Source organism: Flavobacterium hydatis, from assembly GCF_000737695.1.
Lineage (GTDB): Bacteria > Bacteroidota > Bacteroidia > Flavobacteriales > Flavobacteriaceae > Flavobacterium > Flavobacterium hydatis.
The window spans coordinates 100,465-117,940 of record NZ_JPRM01000005.1 but is presented as its reverse complement, the minus strand read 5'-3'; the positions used below and the strand labels follow the sequence as shown (position 1 = coordinate 117,940).

The 17,476-nt window shown below is 30.3% G+C and carries 14 protein-coding genes and 2 tRNA genes; 10 read left to right on the top strand and 6 right to left on the bottom strand.

What is annotated here, in order from left to right; translation table 11 throughout:
• Window positions 1-98 precede the first annotated feature (98 nt).
• The 4 genes from eptA to IW20_RS04415 all read right to left on the bottom strand — a co-directional run bounded on the left by eptA (window position 99) and on the right by IW20_RS04415 (window position 4,719).
• Window positions 99-1,619 carry a phosphoethanolamine--lipid A transferase EptA gene (gene eptA / locus IW20_RS04430; RefSeq protein WP_035619361.1) on the bottom strand — a complete coding sequence of 507 codons (1,521 nt, stop codon included), beginning with the start codon at window positions 1,617-1,619 and terminating at the stop codon, window positions 99-101.
• Window positions 1,606-2,433 (bottom strand): phosphatase PAP2 family protein, encoded by an 828-nt coding sequence (locus IW20_RS04425; RefSeq protein ID WP_035619359.1) that lies wholly within the window; start codon window positions 2,431-2,433, stop codon window positions 1,606-1,608. The genes eptA and IW20_RS04425 overlap by 14 nt, the downstream gene beginning before the upstream one ends.
• 670 nt (window positions 2,434-3,103) lie before the next feature.
• On the bottom strand, window positions 3,104-4,315 hold the full coding sequence (locus tag IW20_RS04420; protein ID WP_035619373.1) for an outer membrane protein assembly factor BamB family protein: 1,212 nt from the start codon (window positions 4,313-4,315) through the stop codon (window positions 3,104-3,106).
• A gap of 191 nt (window positions 4,316-4,506) precedes the next feature.
• Window positions 4,507-4,719, bottom strand: coding sequence for a helix-turn-helix domain-containing protein (locus IW20_RS04415; protein WP_051885542.1), 213 nt, complete (start codon window positions 4,717-4,719; stop codon window positions 4,507-4,509).
• 112 nt (window positions 4,720-4,831) lie between these two features.
• Here IW20_RS04415 and IW20_RS04410 point away from each other — a divergent pair, with 112 nt between their 5' ends.
• Window positions 4,832-5,176, top strand: coding sequence for a hypothetical protein (locus IW20_RS04410; protein WP_035619355.1), 345 nt, complete (start codon window positions 4,832-4,834; stop codon window positions 5,174-5,176).
• 269 nt (window positions 5,177-5,445) lie between these two features.
• The gene (locus IW20_RS04405) at window positions 5,446-6,615 is read left to right on the top strand and encodes a hypothetical protein (protein ID WP_035619353.1); all 1,170 of its coding nucleotides are present in this window, start codon (window positions 5,446-5,448) and stop codon (window positions 6,613-6,615) included.
• Window positions 6,616-6,777: 162 nt separating this feature from the next.
• Here the strand turns inward: IW20_RS04405 and IW20_RS04400 are convergent.
• A tRNA-Met gene (locus IW20_RS04400) sits at window positions 6,778-6,850 on the bottom strand.
• A gap of 512 nt (window positions 6,851-7,362) precedes the next feature.
• Here IW20_RS04400 and IW20_RS04395 point away from each other — a divergent pair.
• From IW20_RS04395 to IW20_RS04375, 5 genes are all read left to right on the top strand, one after another.
• Entirely contained in the window at window positions 7,363-8,499 is a 1,137-nt protein-coding gene (locus IW20_RS04395) for a hypothetical protein (protein ID WP_035619352.1), read from the top strand.
• 26 nt (window positions 8,500-8,525) lie between these two features.
• Window positions 8,526-9,233, top strand: coding sequence for a DUF6090 family protein (locus IW20_RS04390; protein ID WP_035619351.1), 708 nt, complete (start codon window positions 8,526-8,528; stop codon window positions 9,231-9,233).
• Window positions 9,234-9,329: 96 nt separating this feature from the next.
• Window positions 9,330-9,899, top strand: coding sequence for a hypothetical protein (locus IW20_RS04385; protein ID WP_035619350.1), 570 nt, complete (start codon window positions 9,330-9,332; stop codon window positions 9,897-9,899).
• A 204-nt stretch (window positions 9,900-10,103) separates the two neighbouring features.
• Window positions 10,104-10,613 carry a hypothetical protein gene (locus IW20_RS04380; protein ID WP_035619349.1) on the top strand — a complete coding sequence of 170 codons (510 nt, stop codon included), beginning with the start codon at window positions 10,104-10,106 and terminating at the stop codon, window positions 10,611-10,613.
• A gap of 546 nt (window positions 10,614-11,159) precedes the next feature.
• Window positions 11,160-11,639: a hypothetical protein gene (locus tag IW20_RS04375; protein ID WP_035619347.1), complete on the top strand. Its 480-nt coding sequence runs from the start codon at window positions 11,160-11,162 to the stop codon at window positions 11,637-11,639.
• A 148-nt stretch (window positions 11,640-11,787) separates the two neighbouring features.
• Here IW20_RS04375 and IW20_RS04370 read toward each other — a convergent pair.
• Window positions 11,788-11,860: transfer RNA gene (locus IW20_RS04370), tRNA-Met, on the bottom strand.
• Window positions 11,861-11,977: 117 nt separating this feature from the next.
• Here IW20_RS04370 and era point away from each other — a divergent pair.
• The 3 genes from era (at window position 11,978) to IW20_RS04355 (ending at window position 17,464) form a co-directional block, all read left to right on the top strand.
• Window positions 11,978-12,859: a GTPase Era gene (era, locus tag IW20_RS04365; protein WP_035619345.1), complete on the top strand. Its 882-nt coding sequence runs from the start codon at window positions 11,978-11,980 to the stop codon at window positions 12,857-12,859.
• A gap of 362 nt (window positions 12,860-13,221) precedes the next feature.
• Window positions 13,222-14,532, top strand: a complete 1,311-nt coding sequence (gene der, locus IW20_RS04360; protein WP_035619343.1) for a ribosome biogenesis GTPase Der — start codon at window positions 13,222-13,224, stop codon at window positions 14,530-14,532.
• A gap of 175 nt (window positions 14,533-14,707) precedes the next feature.
• Window positions 14,708-17,464 carry an outer membrane beta-barrel protein gene (locus IW20_RS04355; protein WP_035619341.1) on the top strand — a complete coding sequence of 919 codons (2,757 nt, stop codon included), beginning with the start codon at window positions 14,708-14,710 and terminating at the stop codon, window positions 17,462-17,464.
• The last annotated feature ends 12 nt before the right edge of the window (window positions 17,465-17,476 follow it).

Here is a 17,476-nt window from a genome sequence, read left to right as displayed (position 1 = left end):
GAATAACACTGACTTCATACCAAAAATTAAATTTATAAAATCTTATTTTACCGTATTAAAAACTATTATTTTCGAAATCGAGACATTGGGGAATCAAATTATTTAAAAATGTTCATTTCTTCATTATAAATAGGACTCTCTATGTTTAAAAAATTTAAAACGCTATGAAATACATGATTTTGTGATACAGATTTATTAGGTTTCAATTTTTTTGAATTATCAGATACCCAAACAATAAAAGGTATTTCATATTGTTCCTTAGGCGCAAAACTTATAGGAACTCCGTGCATATATAGATTTTTTTCACCTAAAGATTCACCGTGATCAGAAACAAAAATCATGGAGCTTTTATACTCTTTTAATTGTTTTAAATCTTCAATTACATTGTGTAAGATATAATCTGTGTAAACGATAGTATTATCATACGCATTGACAAGTTCGGTTTGAGAACATTTTCCTAAATCAACACTATTGCAAACGGGTTTAAAAGTTTCAAATCGAGACGGATATTTTTTGCTATATGTTGGGCCATGACTCGTGCTTGTGTGTAATACGATCAATATTTTATTCTTTTTGCTGGCTAATATTTGCTCTTTTAATCCAGTCAAAAGAACTTCATCATAATCACAGTCTTCCCCTTTACAATCTTGTTTTAAAACATCTCTGTTTTGGTATTTCTCTATATGCACCGGAGGTTCGCCCCAGTTTGTAGTTCTCCAGATAACCTCTACATTATTTCGGTATAAATAATTGGGTAGAATTTCATATAAATCATCACTATTAGTATGTTCTAAAATGCATTTTACACCAGCAGTAGTGTATGTAGCACAAGAATTGGCATCAAAATGAAATAAGTTAGTTGTTTTAGAAAGCAATGGATTAGTGTTTTTTCCATAACCATATAAAGAGAAATTCTCTCGTCTTGCAGATTCTCCAATAACTAAAACTACAACCGCCTTTTGGTTATCTTTAATTACAGCATCTGGCAATAAAATTTCTTTCTCGTTCTTTTTGTATTTATGAATATAAAAAAGAGAGGTATTTACTGAATATGACCAAGGCATTGCGAGGCCACCTAATTGTTTAGAATTTTTGTCGATCCACAACCAATTGCTTGCATTAGCAAAAACTAAAACAAGAATAAATAATAAAGTACAGGAAGTAATGGTTAAAAATTGCTTTAAAGCAGTATTTATTATTTTAACTTTAATAATATAAACACTAGGAATAATACCAAACAGAATGATGTATACAATTAATTTAAAAGAGAAAAAATTACTAGACTCTTCATAATTGGTATTAAGTACATTACCAATCATACTTTCGTCTATTATGACACCATAAGTATTAACAAAATAAACCGCAATTGCATTAATAATAAAGAACACAACTAATAAGAATTTCCCAAGATAATGTGAGATAGAAAAGATCAGGTAAAAAACAAAAGCATTTACAACGAGCATTATAATTATTAAGCTTATAATTAGGATTATACCGTTTAAACTTTTATAATCTACATTATTAAATACGTAGGTGAAAAATGGTAAATGGAAGAATAAAAAATTTAAAAAACTCATCAATAAAACAAAATGAGTTATTCTTAAGTTATCTTTTAACATAAACAGTTGTGATTTTATATATTGAAACGACTAAACTAATAAAAGCAAAATAAAAGATTATTAAGTTTTCATCAATTATCCTGTTGATTAATGAAATACTGCAAACTAGAAACAGTAAGATAAAAACAGGATAGTATTTTTTATTATTAATCCAATTCCAGGTTTTATTTTTTCGACTGATAAAAATACCTAAAAGTCCAGAGATATATCCAATAATACTCCCAATAATAACATCAAGCGGATGATGTGCTCCTATAGCAACTCTTGTAAAGGCAACAATTAATCCTAGGCTAATTATTAAAAAAATCCATGGAATTTTAAACTTCAACTTTTGAGGCATAAAAGCAAACATTAAAATTGTAAGTATTGTAAAAACTGTAATAGAGTGTCCAGAAGGTAAACTGTTATGCCCGCACAATGCTTTTCCGATAATGATAATATGATCATCAAAAAATGCTACTCCAGGTCTTGGTACTGCAAATATGCTTTTTAAGGGGCAAGAAAATAGTAGCGACATTAATAAACCCGATAGTAAAGCTTCCCATATTCTGGGCGCATAGATAACGAAAAGACCTAAAAATGATAAAAAAACAAGACCGTCCCCCAATTGAGTAAGATTATATTCGAGATTGGGGTATTGTCCTAGGTGTGAATTAATAAAAAAGAAAAAATCTTTTTGAATTTGTACATAATGTTCAGCACATAAAGCTTGCTGGCTATACAGGAACAAAATTATGGCACATAAAAAAAATAGAGGTAAAACAAACAGAGATGTTTTAAGTTTTAAATAGTTATTAATGACACTTGCATTCATTATGTTCTTTATTGATGTTTTTTACTTTAATTAGTTTTCAAGCAATTATCGGGTTATGTCGCTTTTCTATTAACTTAAAAAGGCAATGATAAATGATCTATGAATCCATTAATCTTTTTAATAAAACCTTAATAATGCCTGAAATCTTTTGGTTGCAATTTTACTAATCTATTTGTTTTTGATTATTTCTAACTCTTTAATAAAAGGTAAAGTAATTGGTCAATTTAGAAGAAATTTAGAATTTATTTTTTGAGCGTATTTTTTTACAACAATGTGTAATTTTTGTAAAAATTAAATGGTGGTAATATTCGTTTTCAAATGTTCATTAATGTACAATCAAGTAGCGAAAACGATCATATTTTCTAAATTTCAAAACCACAACCAAAAAGACATTTTAAAGACCGAAATTATTTTTTTATTGTAGATAATGTTATGCAATTTGAAGAAGTGATTGATTTCGTGTAATAACTGGTCAAAGTCTATTTGGTTTTCAATTCTATTAACTTCTTAAATAAATAGAAGAATCAATCCGTTTGATTTAATTGCATGAGTAGAGCACTCATGTTTGTAAAGGCTTTAAGAGCCTAAAAAAAACAGACAGCGAAATTGCTGTCTGTTCTATTTGGCTAAAACTAAGTTTTATTAATATGAAAGATGTATAAAAAACATCTTATTGAACTAATTTTATATATGCGCTATATATATTGTCTTTAAGAGAGGTTCGCATATAATATACGTTTTCTTCTTTATCTTGTAAATTGTATTGAATCAAACCGGCATCGCAATAATAATAGAACAAGTTATCATCCTCAGGAAACTCAATATTTGAAACCGGTATGGTAGTTAATTTTATTTCCAATATAATTTGACCATTAGATAAGTCTAGTTTAAAAAGTTTTCCTTTACGAGTATATCCCCAAAGAGTATCATCATGCTCAGTAATATATTCGACATTATCATCTTTAAAATCAGTTTTCCATAACTGCGTTCCTGTTTTAGAATCTACAGCGTATACAGAAGAAACTTTAGAACCATGTGCTGCAAAATATACTTTTTTGTCTTTGCTAAATATGCGTTCTTTAATATTATGTTGATTTTCATCTAATTTAAATTGCCATAAAATATCTAGTTTGTTAGGGCTTAAGGCAAAGAGTAAATCTTTTTCATTTGCTATAAAAACATTCTCCCCATCAGTTACAGGTTTTCCATACATCGGTTCTTCAAAGGTTTTTTGGTTAAGAACTTTTCCTGTATTTGCGTCAAAACTATAAACATTCGATGCGCTTTGGGTGAAAATTTTGTTGTCAAAAAAGAGTACCGGAATGTCGTTATTTGGAGTGTCTAACTTGTAAGTCCAAGCTAAACTACCATCTTTTGTATTAAGAGCATATAGGTTACTAGTTTGATCTTGATTTTGAGCAGTTATATAAAGTTTTCCGTTATGTATAACTGGAGTTTGATCTTTTAGAATAATTTGATCTGTAATGTTGCCTAATCTTGATTTCCAAAAAGCATCACCAGTTACATTGTCTATTGCAAAAATTTCACCATTTATAAACGGAATATATACAACACCATCGTGTATGGTTACTTTATTTGCACACATTTCGGTATTAGCATCTGTGGCTTTTACAGTCCAATTATTATCTTCGGAATCAAAATCATATGAAAAAATAGAACCATCGTAATCATAAATTAGGATTGCTACTTCATCTAATTCAACTTTTTGGAGCGGACTTATAACCTTATTAGTAACCACTTCATTAGGAAGTAATTTATCATTAGAATAATTCGTTTTATCAGGTTTTGAAGTAGTTGGAGTTTGCCCAAACATATTTATAACAGTAAATGCAAATAAAATAGTTATTAGTTCTTTTTTCATTTTTGTTTCTGATTGTAATGTTTTATTTGGTTTCAGTATTTTATTATTAAAATGCAAGCAAATATAAACGAAAAAAGCTCCAGATTTCTCCGAAGCTTTGTATTAGTGGTAGAACAGAACTTGAACCTGTGTTTGTCGTCACAGATTTGAGTTTCTCTATTGTCTATGATGTGTATATCTGCGAGGTTGAGTTAAAATTTAAATAATTCAATATAATCTATTTGAAGAGCGTCACATACTTTTTCTAAGGTAGAAAGCGTTGCATTAGCATTTCCTTTTTCTAATCTCGACATATTACTTTTTTCAAAATTGCATTTTGAGGCTAATTCCTGTTGAGAAATATTTTTCTCAATTCGAATTTCCTGAATCCGTTTTCCAACCTTTTGCTGTATCGTTTGTTTCAAAATAAATTATCTTTTATGATAATTCAAATTTTGTTATATATTTACATTATTAGGTTATCTTATATGATAACAAAGAAAATAAATTGAAAAAAGTAAATAAAATAAACACGATATGGAAACGAAAGAAATTAATGACTTAGAGTATATTAAAAGATTAACTGATGGATATTTAAATACATTGAAATCAATTAATAATAAAACAGATCTTTATACTGCCGAAATCAAATTAAGGAATTATTATGAGCTTGGTTGTCTTATTAGTAGCATGCTTAAATTATGCGTTCTGGCACTAAATCAAGATGAACTTAAAATCTCAGAAACAGATAAAAAATCTCCTATAAATGTGAATGTTATTTTAGAAGTTGTTCTCCAGTTGTTTCCTTTGGATGAATTTGAGTTGTTGAGTGAAATCAATCAAGTTCTTATTTCTAATAATCCAGATAGTTCTTGTAAATAACAAAAAGACTTCTCATTGAACAGGTTCCTCTGCTTTTTGTTTGCATCGCCACTCATATAAGTGCTAAAAACCATCGATCAAATTTAATGTCCTTTTAACAGTTTGCAGTGAAAAAAATATATCTTTGAAAATAAATAATGTGTAAAATTTATCACACATATCTAGCCAAATTTGGTTGACTTTGTGTGGTTTTATCACGTATATAAGTAAGTGGTAATACTAAAAAATGACAACTACTGAAATAAGTTCACTAAAATTAAATACAAAATATGGAAGAAAATATTTTTAAACGCTTTTTTGAAAGTTTCGCATCGAGAACAGTTTTAGCCTTATTAGGTTTATTAGGAACAGGAATTACGATTTATGCTTTCTTACAAGAAAAAAAAGTTGATATCCGATATGAAGTAGTTGCAAATACAAATGTTTTAGACTTTAATGCTGATATTAATAAACTAGAAGTTTATTATGATAGTACGAATCTTAAGCAAACAAAAGAAAACTTAAGAATCTATACAGTCAAAATAATAAATAATGGTGATGAAAATATAATTAAAGAGTTTTACGATAGTAATGAACCTCTTGGAATAAAAATAAGTACCGGCAAAATTATCGAGGTACCACAAATAATACAAACAAGTAATGATTATATCAAAAGAAATCTAAAAGTTACTGATTATCAAAAAGACAAAATTAGTTTTTCGCAAGTTATAATTGAGTCTGGTGAATTTTTCATTGTTAAATTACTTGTTCTACATACTAAGGGAACCACTCCGAAAATAATTTCTTTCGGTAAAATTGCTGGACAAAAAAGTATAAGCGTTGTAAATGCAATTGATGTTAAAGATGAAACTTCATTTTGGAGTAAAACTTATTTAGGAAGTATTTGGATTCAATTACTTCGTCTTATTTCATATTTTGTAATTGGAGTTCTAATTATTGCTTTTATTGTTTTTATTTCTGCCCAAATTGACACTTATAGAGATAAAAAAAAGAGATTAAAAATGATTTCAGAATTTAAAAACCTGAAAACATATCAATATACAAGAATGGATGATGCCATTTTCGACCGATATAAGTTGAAAAGCTCAATATTATTTAGAAAAATGAAAGCCTTAATTGAGGATGAAAAAAAACTAAATTTTACATATAAAGAATTAACAGAAAAATTTAAAAGTAAAGAATATAGACGCTTCAGAAAAATAGATAGTACAGGTAATGTCAACTATGTAGACCCAAATGATTTTTATATTATTACCGAAATGATTAACGACGGTATCGTATTCAAAGAAAATGACGTTTTAGTTATAAATCAAGCAATGAAAGACACATTAAATAAGTTTACGAACTTTCTGTTAGAAAAAGATGAATTTAAAAAACGTCATTTTGAACCAATGATAAATGACGAACTTGATGAAGAAACTACAATTGAAGAAACTTAAAAAAATAAAAGCACCTGCTCTGCGAAGAGTTCTTGCAAAAGATAAATTTGTGGGAGTGCTGTGCGAATGTCTCCTGACTTCGCACCCGTAATCTGAATCAAACATTGTTTTCTAAATAAAATAAAAAAAGCTCCAGATTTCTCTGAAGCTTTTTCGTTTTAGTAGCGGGAACAGGACTCGAACCTGTGACCTTCGGGTTATGAGCCCGACGAGCTGCCTACTGCTCTATCCCGCGTTGTTTCGGGTGCAAAGGTATAACCAATTATTGGATATTTCAAGAAAACTGAGCATTTAACGAATAAAAAGAAAATAGTAAGGTGGTACGTAGTATTAGTTTTACATGATCAAATAGATTATTGCCAGTTCTGCGAATAGTCTTTTCAAAAGATAAATTTGTTTAGAGTGCTGTGCGAATGTCTCCTGACTTCGCAGCCGTAATCTGATTCAGACATTGCTTTCTAAATCTAAATAAAATAAACAAAGCTTCGGATTTATCTGGAGCTTTTTTGTATATCCACATTCATTTAAGTATCAAAAACATCCAGCTAAATAAAAATCCTTTTGAATAATTTATAATGGAAAAATTATATATTTGAAAATAAATAATGTGTAATACTTATCATATATATCTACCCTAATTTGGATCGCTTTGTGTGGTTTTGATGTACGTATAAATAAGTTGGAGCAATTTTCGAGAACCTTAATAATAAACCAAAAAATAATAAACCAAAAAAAAGATAATACAACATGAAAAAAATAATACTCTTACTTCTTACATTATTTATTACAAATTTTAATTATGCTCAAAACATATTACTAGACAGTTTAGTTCAAAAGAATAGTTTTCCTTTCCAAAACGATAAAAACGTTTCATTTCAGGGAAAGGGATGGGATGTTTTGCTAGATGAAATAAAACAATCTAATTCGGTTTTGTTGGGAGAAAGTCATTTTACAAACGAAATTCCTTATTTCACAAATGCTATTATCAATGAGGTTAAGTTTGATAATTATTTTCTTGAGGTTGATCCTTATTCAGTAGATATAATCGAAAAGAAAGTTAAATCACTATCTGCCGAACAGCTTAATTCTTTTGTTAAAGAATATAGTACAAACTTTTCTTTTTTGGAGTATGAACCTGAATTTAATTTGTTTAAGGATTTAGTTAAACGTAATACCAAGATATATGGTGCCGAGCAAATTAGCCTTTTTGCAGATCAAATGATAATTTCGACTTTAAAAGAAACTTCAAAAAATAAAAAAGTAATTGAGATATATGAGCAAATGCTTAATAATTCTAAACGAGGTGCGTCTAAAGAGGGTTATGAAAAATTCTACCTATTATCTGAAGATTGTCTTCAAAAAATAGATTTGTTGTTGAAGTTAAAACTTTCTGATAATGAGCGAAAACAAATTGAAGCATTAAAATTAAGTAGAGAGATTTATCTTAATAGAAATCATCCTTTAAGGATTCAATTGATGAAAAGCATCTTGCTAAACCAGATGCCTAATTGGAAAGACAAAAAAAATCTTTTCAAATTTGGTGCGGTTCATCTACCAAAAGGTGAAACCATATTAATGAAAACTGATATATATGATATTGGTAGCTTAGTTCTTAATGTTGAAGAGGCAAGTTTTAGGAAATCGTTGCATATAATGCTTATTGGTAAAGGAGAAGACGAAAGTGATGACAGTAGTTTTAAATCTTTTCTGAATGTGCAAAAAGAGGAACAATGGTATTGTTATGATTTAAGACCATTAAAGAAATCTATTTTAGAAAACAAACTGAAACTAGATGATGCGTATTTATCTAGAGTTATAAAGGGGTACGATTATCTTATTTATATTCCTAAAGTGACTAAAAGTAAAGAAATCTCGATAAAATAATAAGAAGATATTTTAGCAAAAAAATTATGCAAGAAGAAATAACGAAACATTCAGGAAAAATTTATAAAACTGTGAAAAATTCAAAACATACATTGGGAGAGAAAGTGAAGGAAATCATCATAGAGATTTTTATAATCGTTTTTGCTGTAACACTTTCAATATCGCTACACAGTTGGAGCGAACACAAACATCAACAAGAAGAAGTGACGGTGTTTCTTGAAAATTTAAAGAATGATTTGCAAAATGATGTAAAAAACATCGACGATGAAAAGGAGGCATACAAAAAGTCAAACATAAGCTATGAGAAAATTTTAGCATTAACGCCTCACCAACTAGATAGTATTTATAATACTAAAAATAAAGTTGATTTCCCAATTTATTCGCATGGACCAAAAATGAATATTGGTAATTATGAAGGTTTTAAGTCTAGTGGTAAAATTGGTTATATCGAAGACGAAAAATTAAAACAGAAAATCTTAAATTATTATCAAATATTTGTACCAGCAATTAACGAAGTTGATAAATATTATAATGATTTTCTGTTTAAGTGTTTTGATAAAATGATAGAAAATGCAGATAAACCAGAACAAGAATTGTATTCAGACCCAAAATTTAAAAAGACAATTGAATTTCTTGTTAAACTAGGTAATAATAACATAAGGGTTTACGACAAAAATACAAAACCACTAACAATTGAACTTATTAAAGAAATTGAAAAAGAGTTGAATAAATAAAAACTGATATTTATCAGGTATATCGCCTCAATTTAGGGTAGATAAGTCGGATATCGTCAGATATATATAAGTACCTGCTATTTTAAACCCATACAAATGCAACAACCGACCGAAAAACAAATTGAATTTATTAAAACACTTCTAGCAACAAGCATTGATCAACTTATCGTTAATGACAGTGACATTTTTAATTTAGATATTGTAATGCCTCAACAAATTTCGCCTGACGCAAGAATACTAAACCGTGAACTTCACGAAACGACAATTAATCATCGACTTGCTTTTTATCTTGAAAATAACTTGATGGGGACAGAATATGATTTTTATAAAGTCGATATTGAATATAATCGATTTTATGGAAACCCTAAAATGTTACAGACAGTTGATGGTATTCAAGCTGTAAGACCTGACATTTTAATACACGCAAGAATTAATGACCAAGTTGCTCAACAGCATTTACTTATAGTTGAAGCCAAGAAAGGGAGGATTACCGACCACGATACTAATAAAGTAAAAGGTTTTATTTCGGATCGTAATTACTATTATTTATTTGGACTAACAATATCCTATTGCAGCAGCCATACTCAAGTACTTGCGAACTTGTATTATTTCGATGGTAATGTCATGAAAAATATTCCAGTAAATAGGGAGAAAGAAATTGCGTGATAAAAACAGCAGGTAGCAGCTACTGCAGCGGATTTAGGCAATTGAATTAATGGAAAGTTGGTTTTGGATTTGGGATGATTTGGTAAATCCGAATAATGAGTTTAATTTAGTCTTAAACCCGTTGTAGCACCTGAACGTTAGGAATCTATTCAGTCAAACTGACGCAGAAAAAATAACGTTTTTCATAATGCTTAAATTTAAAAGATGATTAAAAAGGTAACAGTATCAATAATATTATTTTTATGTTTTTATTCTTGCGGCAAACAAGAAGCGAGTACAGTAACATCAGAACCAAAATACGAGTACGACATAAATTCAGAACAATATTCAAAAGCTTCTGATACTTTAACGCAATATGAAAACGCAGTCGTAAAAAACGCAGAGCCAACACCTGATGGACAGTTTGAAGTATATCATTATATGTACTCTAATGGGAATGTTACAAAAGCGGAAATTAATGTACTCTTTGTTAATGGCAAAAAAGACGAATTACAAGTAATTATTGATACGCCTGATGGACAAAGCGCTGAAATTAATCTTATGAATCCAATAAGTTTAGGTATGATAAAAGGGATGGATAGTTATATATATACTTCTACTTCTGACAATAATAAACAAGTGAACGTATTTTTTCATAATGGACGTAAAATGATGGGTATGACTTTAGATAACCAGAGTGTTGTTTTTATGAATACTCCAAATTATAGTGAGTAAAATATTCACCTCGCTCATCGGAGTGTTCTCATGGAAAGCAGTGTGAATGTCTTCTGACTTCGCACTCTGAATAAGAAATTGTTTTCTAATTCTAAAATAACATCAAAAAACCTTCAAATTTCTCTGAAGATTTTGTCTTAGTAGTTTAATGGAATAATTCTCGAGCCATTTTGTGGATAATTTTAACAAAAATAAATATCATTTTATATTAATTCTTCAATTCGAATTTCATCCTACTCACTTTATAATATTGGACCAATTGAATTAAAGTTTTTTATTCTGGCCATATTTTCATGGTTAGAAAGGGGAAAAGATTTGCATTATAGGCAAGTTTTTTTAGGGAAGAAGTGAAGCTATTTAAGTTTACATTTATGCATTAAAAGAGTTTATTAAATTAAAATTCCTTTGATGAGTTATAAGAATTATCTATATATTTGGTTTAAATTAAATATGATGTTTGCCATACATATCTACCCAAAATAGGTTGGCTTTGTACGATTTTAGCACACATATAAACAAGTTATCTGAAAGTTTTAGAAATTCATTATGGCAAATTTAACAAGAAACGAAAAAATAACATTACGCATTTCATTAACGGCACTAATTCTTTCACTACTTCAGTTTGGATTTAGTATTCCAATCATTTCTCAATATTTTTACAGTCCTGAAATTGTTGCATTTCAGCCAAAAAGCGGAGTGCTGAATGACAAATTTATTAGTGTTTTTTATGTGAAAAATAAAGGGAATAAAGCTGCGGAAAATTTATTTATAAATTTTAAATGTGCTAAAAATGATAGTATAACTACACTTCCAAAATTAGACATTGAAATGAAATCGGAAAAAGATGGTGAACCTTTAAAAAATGTATCTATTCAGATTAAGAGATTATTGCCAAATGAACAAATCATATTTTTAGTTCAAATCGATTCGACAACAATAAAAATTAATTCTACAAGTGACATAAGATTTCCATTTATTGAAACAATTAAAGATGATGATGGATTTGGAAGGATTTTAGTAGAATAAATAAAGTAAGGTAGTAATATCTACTACAAAGACCCAATCGCTCCAATATGTAGACAACGATAGCGCAAATTTGTAATCTGAGCCTGCAAAGAGAATCAGAAAGGTATGAATAAAAAAAGCTCCAGATTTCTCTGAAGCTTTGTCTTAGTAGCGGGAACAGGACTCGAACCTGTGACCTTCGGGTTATGAGCCCGACGAGCTGCCTACTGCTCTATCCCGCGTTGTTTCGGGTGCAAAGGTATAACCAATTATTGGATATTTCAACAAAAACTTTAAAAAATGTTTTATTTTCTGTATTGACTTGATATGACTACCTTTGCAGAATAAATAGTACACAAATGTCACATAAAGCAGGTTTCGTAAACATTATCGGAAATCCAAACGTTGGAAAATCAACACTAATGAATGCCTTCGTTGGAGAACGATTGTCTATAATTACATCTAAAGCACAAACTACACGTCATAGAATCCTAGGAATCGTAAATGGAGAGGATTTTCAGTTAATCTTATCTGATACTCCTGGTATCATTAAACCAGCATACGAAATGCAGGAATCGATGATGAACTTTGTAAAATCGGCTTTTGAAGATGCTGATATCCTAGTTTATATGGTCGAGATAGGGGAGCAGGAACTTAAAGATGAAGCTTTCTTTAATAAAATTGTTCACGCCAAAATTCCGGTTTTATTATTATTGAATAAAATTGATAATTCAAATCAGGAGCAATTAGAAGAGCAAGTTGCATTCTGGACTGTTAAAGTTCCTAATGCTGAGATTTTCCCAATTTCGGCTTTGCAAAACTTTAATGTACCTGAGGTTTTTGGTAGAATCATCGAATTATTACCAGAATCGCCAGCGTATTACCCAAAAGATCAATTGACAGATAAACCGGAACGTTTCTTTGTAAATGAAACTATCCGTGAAAAAATCTTATTGAATTATAGTAAAGAGATTCCATACGCAGTAGAAATTGTAACGGAAGAATTTTTTGAAGATGAGAATATCATCCGCATTCGTTCTTTGATTATGGTAGAACGCGATACACAAAAAGGAATCATCATTGGGCATAAAGGTGCTGCTTTGAAAAAAGTAGGAACAGAAGCTCGTGCTGATTTAGAGAAATTCTTCGGTAAACAAATTCATATTGAACTTTATGTAAAAGTGAATAAAAACTGGAGAAGTAATGCTAATATGCTAAAACGTTTTGGGTATAACCAGTAAGGTTAGTATTCAGTGACAGTCTCAGTTTTGGAAATGAAACGTTTGGGATAAAACTGAAAACTTGAACTGAAAACTGAAGCCCTAGCCCTGATAGTAGTGGAAATCCTTTTGTGACGCTTCTTTAGCGACACAAAAGATTGAAAACGAATAGCAGGAAATAGCTCCTAATAAAAGTAGTTAGTTTTAAGTTTTAAGTCACAGTTTTAGCAGTTTTTTTACTGAATACTTAAAACTGATAACTGCAAACTAAAAAAGACTACCTTTGCAAAAAATTAAAATAAAGCATTTTGGACTACAAGTGATTAGGTTTTTGGGAAACTAAAAATCTAAATTTTGAAATTCAAGATCTAAAATTCAAAAAAATGAATAACATTGTTGCGATAGTAGGAAGACCTAATGTAGGGAAATCAACCCTTTTTAATAGGCTGATACAAAGAAGAGAAGCTATTGTAGATTCAGTATCTGGGGTTACCCGTGATAGAAACTATGGTAAAAGCGAGTGGAACGGAAAAGAATTTTCGGTTATTGATACCGGCGGATACGTTCGTGGTTCTGATGACGTTTTTGAAGGAGAAATCCGTAAACAAGTAGAATTGGCTATTGATGAGGCCGATGTTATTATTTTTGTGGTAGATGTAGAAGAGGGGATTACTCCAATGGATGACATTGTTGCTCGTTTGTTACGTAAAGTTACTAAGCCGGTTTTACTTGCTGTAAATAAGGTAGATAACGCAATGCGTGAGAAAGATGCTGTTGAGTTTTATAACCTAGGTTTAGGTGAATATTTTACGTTTGCTAGTATTTCGGGAAGTGGAACAGGAGATTTATTAGATGCTTTAATCGAATCTTTTCCTGTAAAACCAGAACCTGTTCAGGAAGAGGTAGTTTTGCCTCGTTTTGCTGTTGTAGGACGTCCGAATGCTGGGAAATCTAGTTTTATCAATGCACTTATTGGTAAAGAACGTTTTATGGTAACGGATATTGCGGGAACTACGCGTGATGCAATTGATACTAAATTTGACCGTTTTGGTTTTGAATTTAACTTGGTTGATACTGCGGGAATCCGTCGTAAAGCTAAGGTGAAGGAAGATTTAGAGTTTTACTCGGTAATGCGTTCTGTACGTGCTATTGAGCATGCCGATATTTGTATCTTGGTTATTGATGCAACTCGTGGATTTGAAGGTCAGGATCAAAGTATTTTTTGGTTGGCTGAGAAAAACCGTAAAGGTGTTGTAATCTTGGTAAACAAATGGGATTTGGTTGAAAAAGATACCATGTCGACTCGTGATTACGAAGAGAAAATCAAGAAAGAATTAATGCCTTTTACAGATGTGCCAATTTTGTTCGTTTCGGCTTTAACGAAACAACGTTTATTGAAAGCACTAGAAGCTACGGTTCAGGTTTATGAAAATAGACAACAAAGAATACCTACATCAAAATTTAATGAATTTATGTTGAAGGTTATCGAAGCTTATCCGCCACCAGCGACTAAAGGAAAATATGTGAAAATTAAATATTGTATGCAATTACCAACAGCTACGCCTCAGTTTGTGTTTTTTGCTAATATGCCACAATATGTTAAGGAGCCATATAAGAGATATCTTGAAAATAAGATTAGAGAAAATTGGGACTTCTCAGGAGTGCCAATCGATATTTATATTAGAGAGAAATAATAAACAGAAATCCCGAGAAATCGGGATTTTTTATGCAATTAATGTATGTTTACAGCGTTTTTCTTTTGGTAGATTATCTTTGTTTGGAAGGCTAATTTGCAAAGCCAGAGAAATAGATGATGAATATTAAACCTTTGACCTTTTTTGGGGTCTTATAGTATTAAAAAATCCTTTCATGATTAGATTATACGCTTTCTTATTGCTTTTTATTTTAGGTTTTACTGCAAGTGCTCAAAATGACATTGTTATAAAGGGAACTGTTATTGATATTAATACGCAATTACCACTAGAGTTAGCTACTGTATACTTTACAACAGTAAAGGACTCGACTATAATAGAATATGCTACGACGGATAAGAATGGTTTTTTTAGTATAAATACTAAGAAATATGATAAGCCTGTTTTTATGAAGATAAATTACATGGGGTATCAACCATATTATGAAGAGGAAAAAGGACTTTTGGCAAGTAAAGATTATGATAAATTATATTTACTAGAGAATGTAAATGCCTTAGACAATGTGGTTATAAAAACCGAAGCGGCACCGATTACAATGAAAAAAGATACGCTAGAGTTTAATGCCTCTTCGTATAAAGTGCGTCCAGACTCGAATGTAGAAACATTATTAAAACAATTGCCTGGTGTAGATGTAGATAATGATGGGAAGGTTACTGTAAACGGAAAACAAGTCACACAGTTTTTGGTAAATGGGAAGCCTTTTTTTGGTAAAGATGGGGCGATTGCCCTGAAAAACCTGCCTGCTGATATTATAAAAAAGGTTCAGGTTTCTGATTTTAAAACCAAGAAAGAAGAATTGTCTAAGCAAGAATCGACTTCAGATAATTCCAGTATAAACTTAACTATAGACGAAAAGAAGAATAAAGGTTTCTTTGGGAAGATTCTTGGAGGTTATGGTTCGGATGATCGATATGAGAGTAGTCTTATCCTGAATTTTTTTAATAATAAACAAAAGATTAGTGTTTTGGCCTCTTCAAATAATATTAATTCTACAGGATTCTCTATGGATGATGTATTTGATAATATGGGTGGCGGAAGAAACAGTAAAGGGTTAAGTAATAACTCTTCTGGAGGTGGTAAAGGAATCACTCAATCCAACTTGCTAGGATTTAATTATTCTGATGAATGGTCTAAAGATTTAGAGGCTTCGGCGAGTTATGATTTTTCGAATACGGTTAATAAAAATGCCAGTAAGTCAGATCAAACTAGTTTTTTGCCTACAGGAAATATTGTAACCAGTTCGAACTCGAACACAAGAAATGAAAATACGGGTAATAATGCAAGCCTAGAGTTAGAGTATAAAATAAACCCAACTACTCAGATTTTTGTTTCGCCAAAATTGGGTCAGTCTCGTTCTAATAATAATTCAGATTCATCTAGTTTTTCTGAAGATGGAAATGGAGAATCTTTAAACGAAAGTAATTCGAAATCATATTCAGAAACTACCAATACGAACTTTAGTAATGTGATTAATTTTAATAAAAATTTTGAGAGAAAGCACCGTAACCTAAGTTTGGTATTTACTAATAATAATACAAGTAATGATTCGGATGCATTAAATCTTTCGGAGACTATTTTTTATCAAGACAGCAAACCTAACGATCTGAGAAATCAGAATACGAAGAAAAGCACCATTAATGATACCTACTCGCTAGACCTGGAATATACTGAGCCTGTAACGGATTCGTTGAGGATAAGATTTGGGTCAAATTTTGACTTGTCTAATACAGTAAATGATGAAAAAACATTCAACTTTGATCCGACGACAGAAACTTATTCGGATTTAAATTTATCGCTGACCAATTATATAACTTCTAGACAAAACTCGATTAGTCCTAAAGTTGGTATTACTTGGCAGAAAGATAAGTTTACCATAAATGTGAATTCCAGAACTGCAATTGTCGATTATGATAATCACTCTTTATATTTAAACAAAGCAACAGATTTAGATAAAAAATATGCTTTGCCTTATGGTGATTTCCAGATTAGATACAAGTTTAGTAAGTCTAAAAATATATCGTTTAAGTATGATTATTCTAATGCGCTTCCTACTTCGACTCAGTTATTACCTGTATTAAATTTGAGCAATCCATTAAATACGATAATAGGAAATCCAGATTTAAATCCTGTTGAGAAAAATAGTGCTAATTTTAATTTCAGGAATTTTGATTTTAGAACGCGTTCAGGTTATAGTTTGTTTGTAAGAGGGGATTATTATAAAAATGATGTTGTTTCGACTTCAGTTTATGATGATAGCGGAAAAAGAACGACTACTTACACTAATATTTCGGGAACTTATGCTATTAACGCAGGAGGGAATTGGAATCAGTCTATAAAAAAAGATGCCCATGTTTTAAGATATGGCTTAGGATTAAATGGTAGTTATTCTTTTGATAAAGGTTATACAAATGCTGTTTTATATAATGCAAAATCTATTGCAATTACACCAAAAGTATATTTATCATACGATTATGGCGAGTTACTGACTATCGCTCCGTCATATAGTTTTTCTTATAACGAAACAACTTATGAGAACTATGCTAGAGATGCTACCTCTAATGTGATTCATAAAATTAATTTACAAGCAACAACGTATTGGCCAGAAAACTTGGTTTTTGGTAATGATTTCGGGTATACGTACAATTCGAATATTTCAAGTGATTTTAAGAAGGATTTCTTCCTTTGGAATACGAGTTTGTCGTATGGAATCTTAGACAAGAAAATGTTTGTAAAAGTAAAAGTATATGATCTTTTAAATCAAAACCAAAGTGCAACAAGAACAATTTCGGCAACGTCTATTCGTGATGAAGAAAATACTGTTTTAAAACGATATGTAATGTTCTCACTATCGTATAAAATTGGAAATTTTGCCTCGAGTAAGAAAGAGTCTAAGAAAAAGGGGCAAAGGGGTTAAGTTTTTTTTATG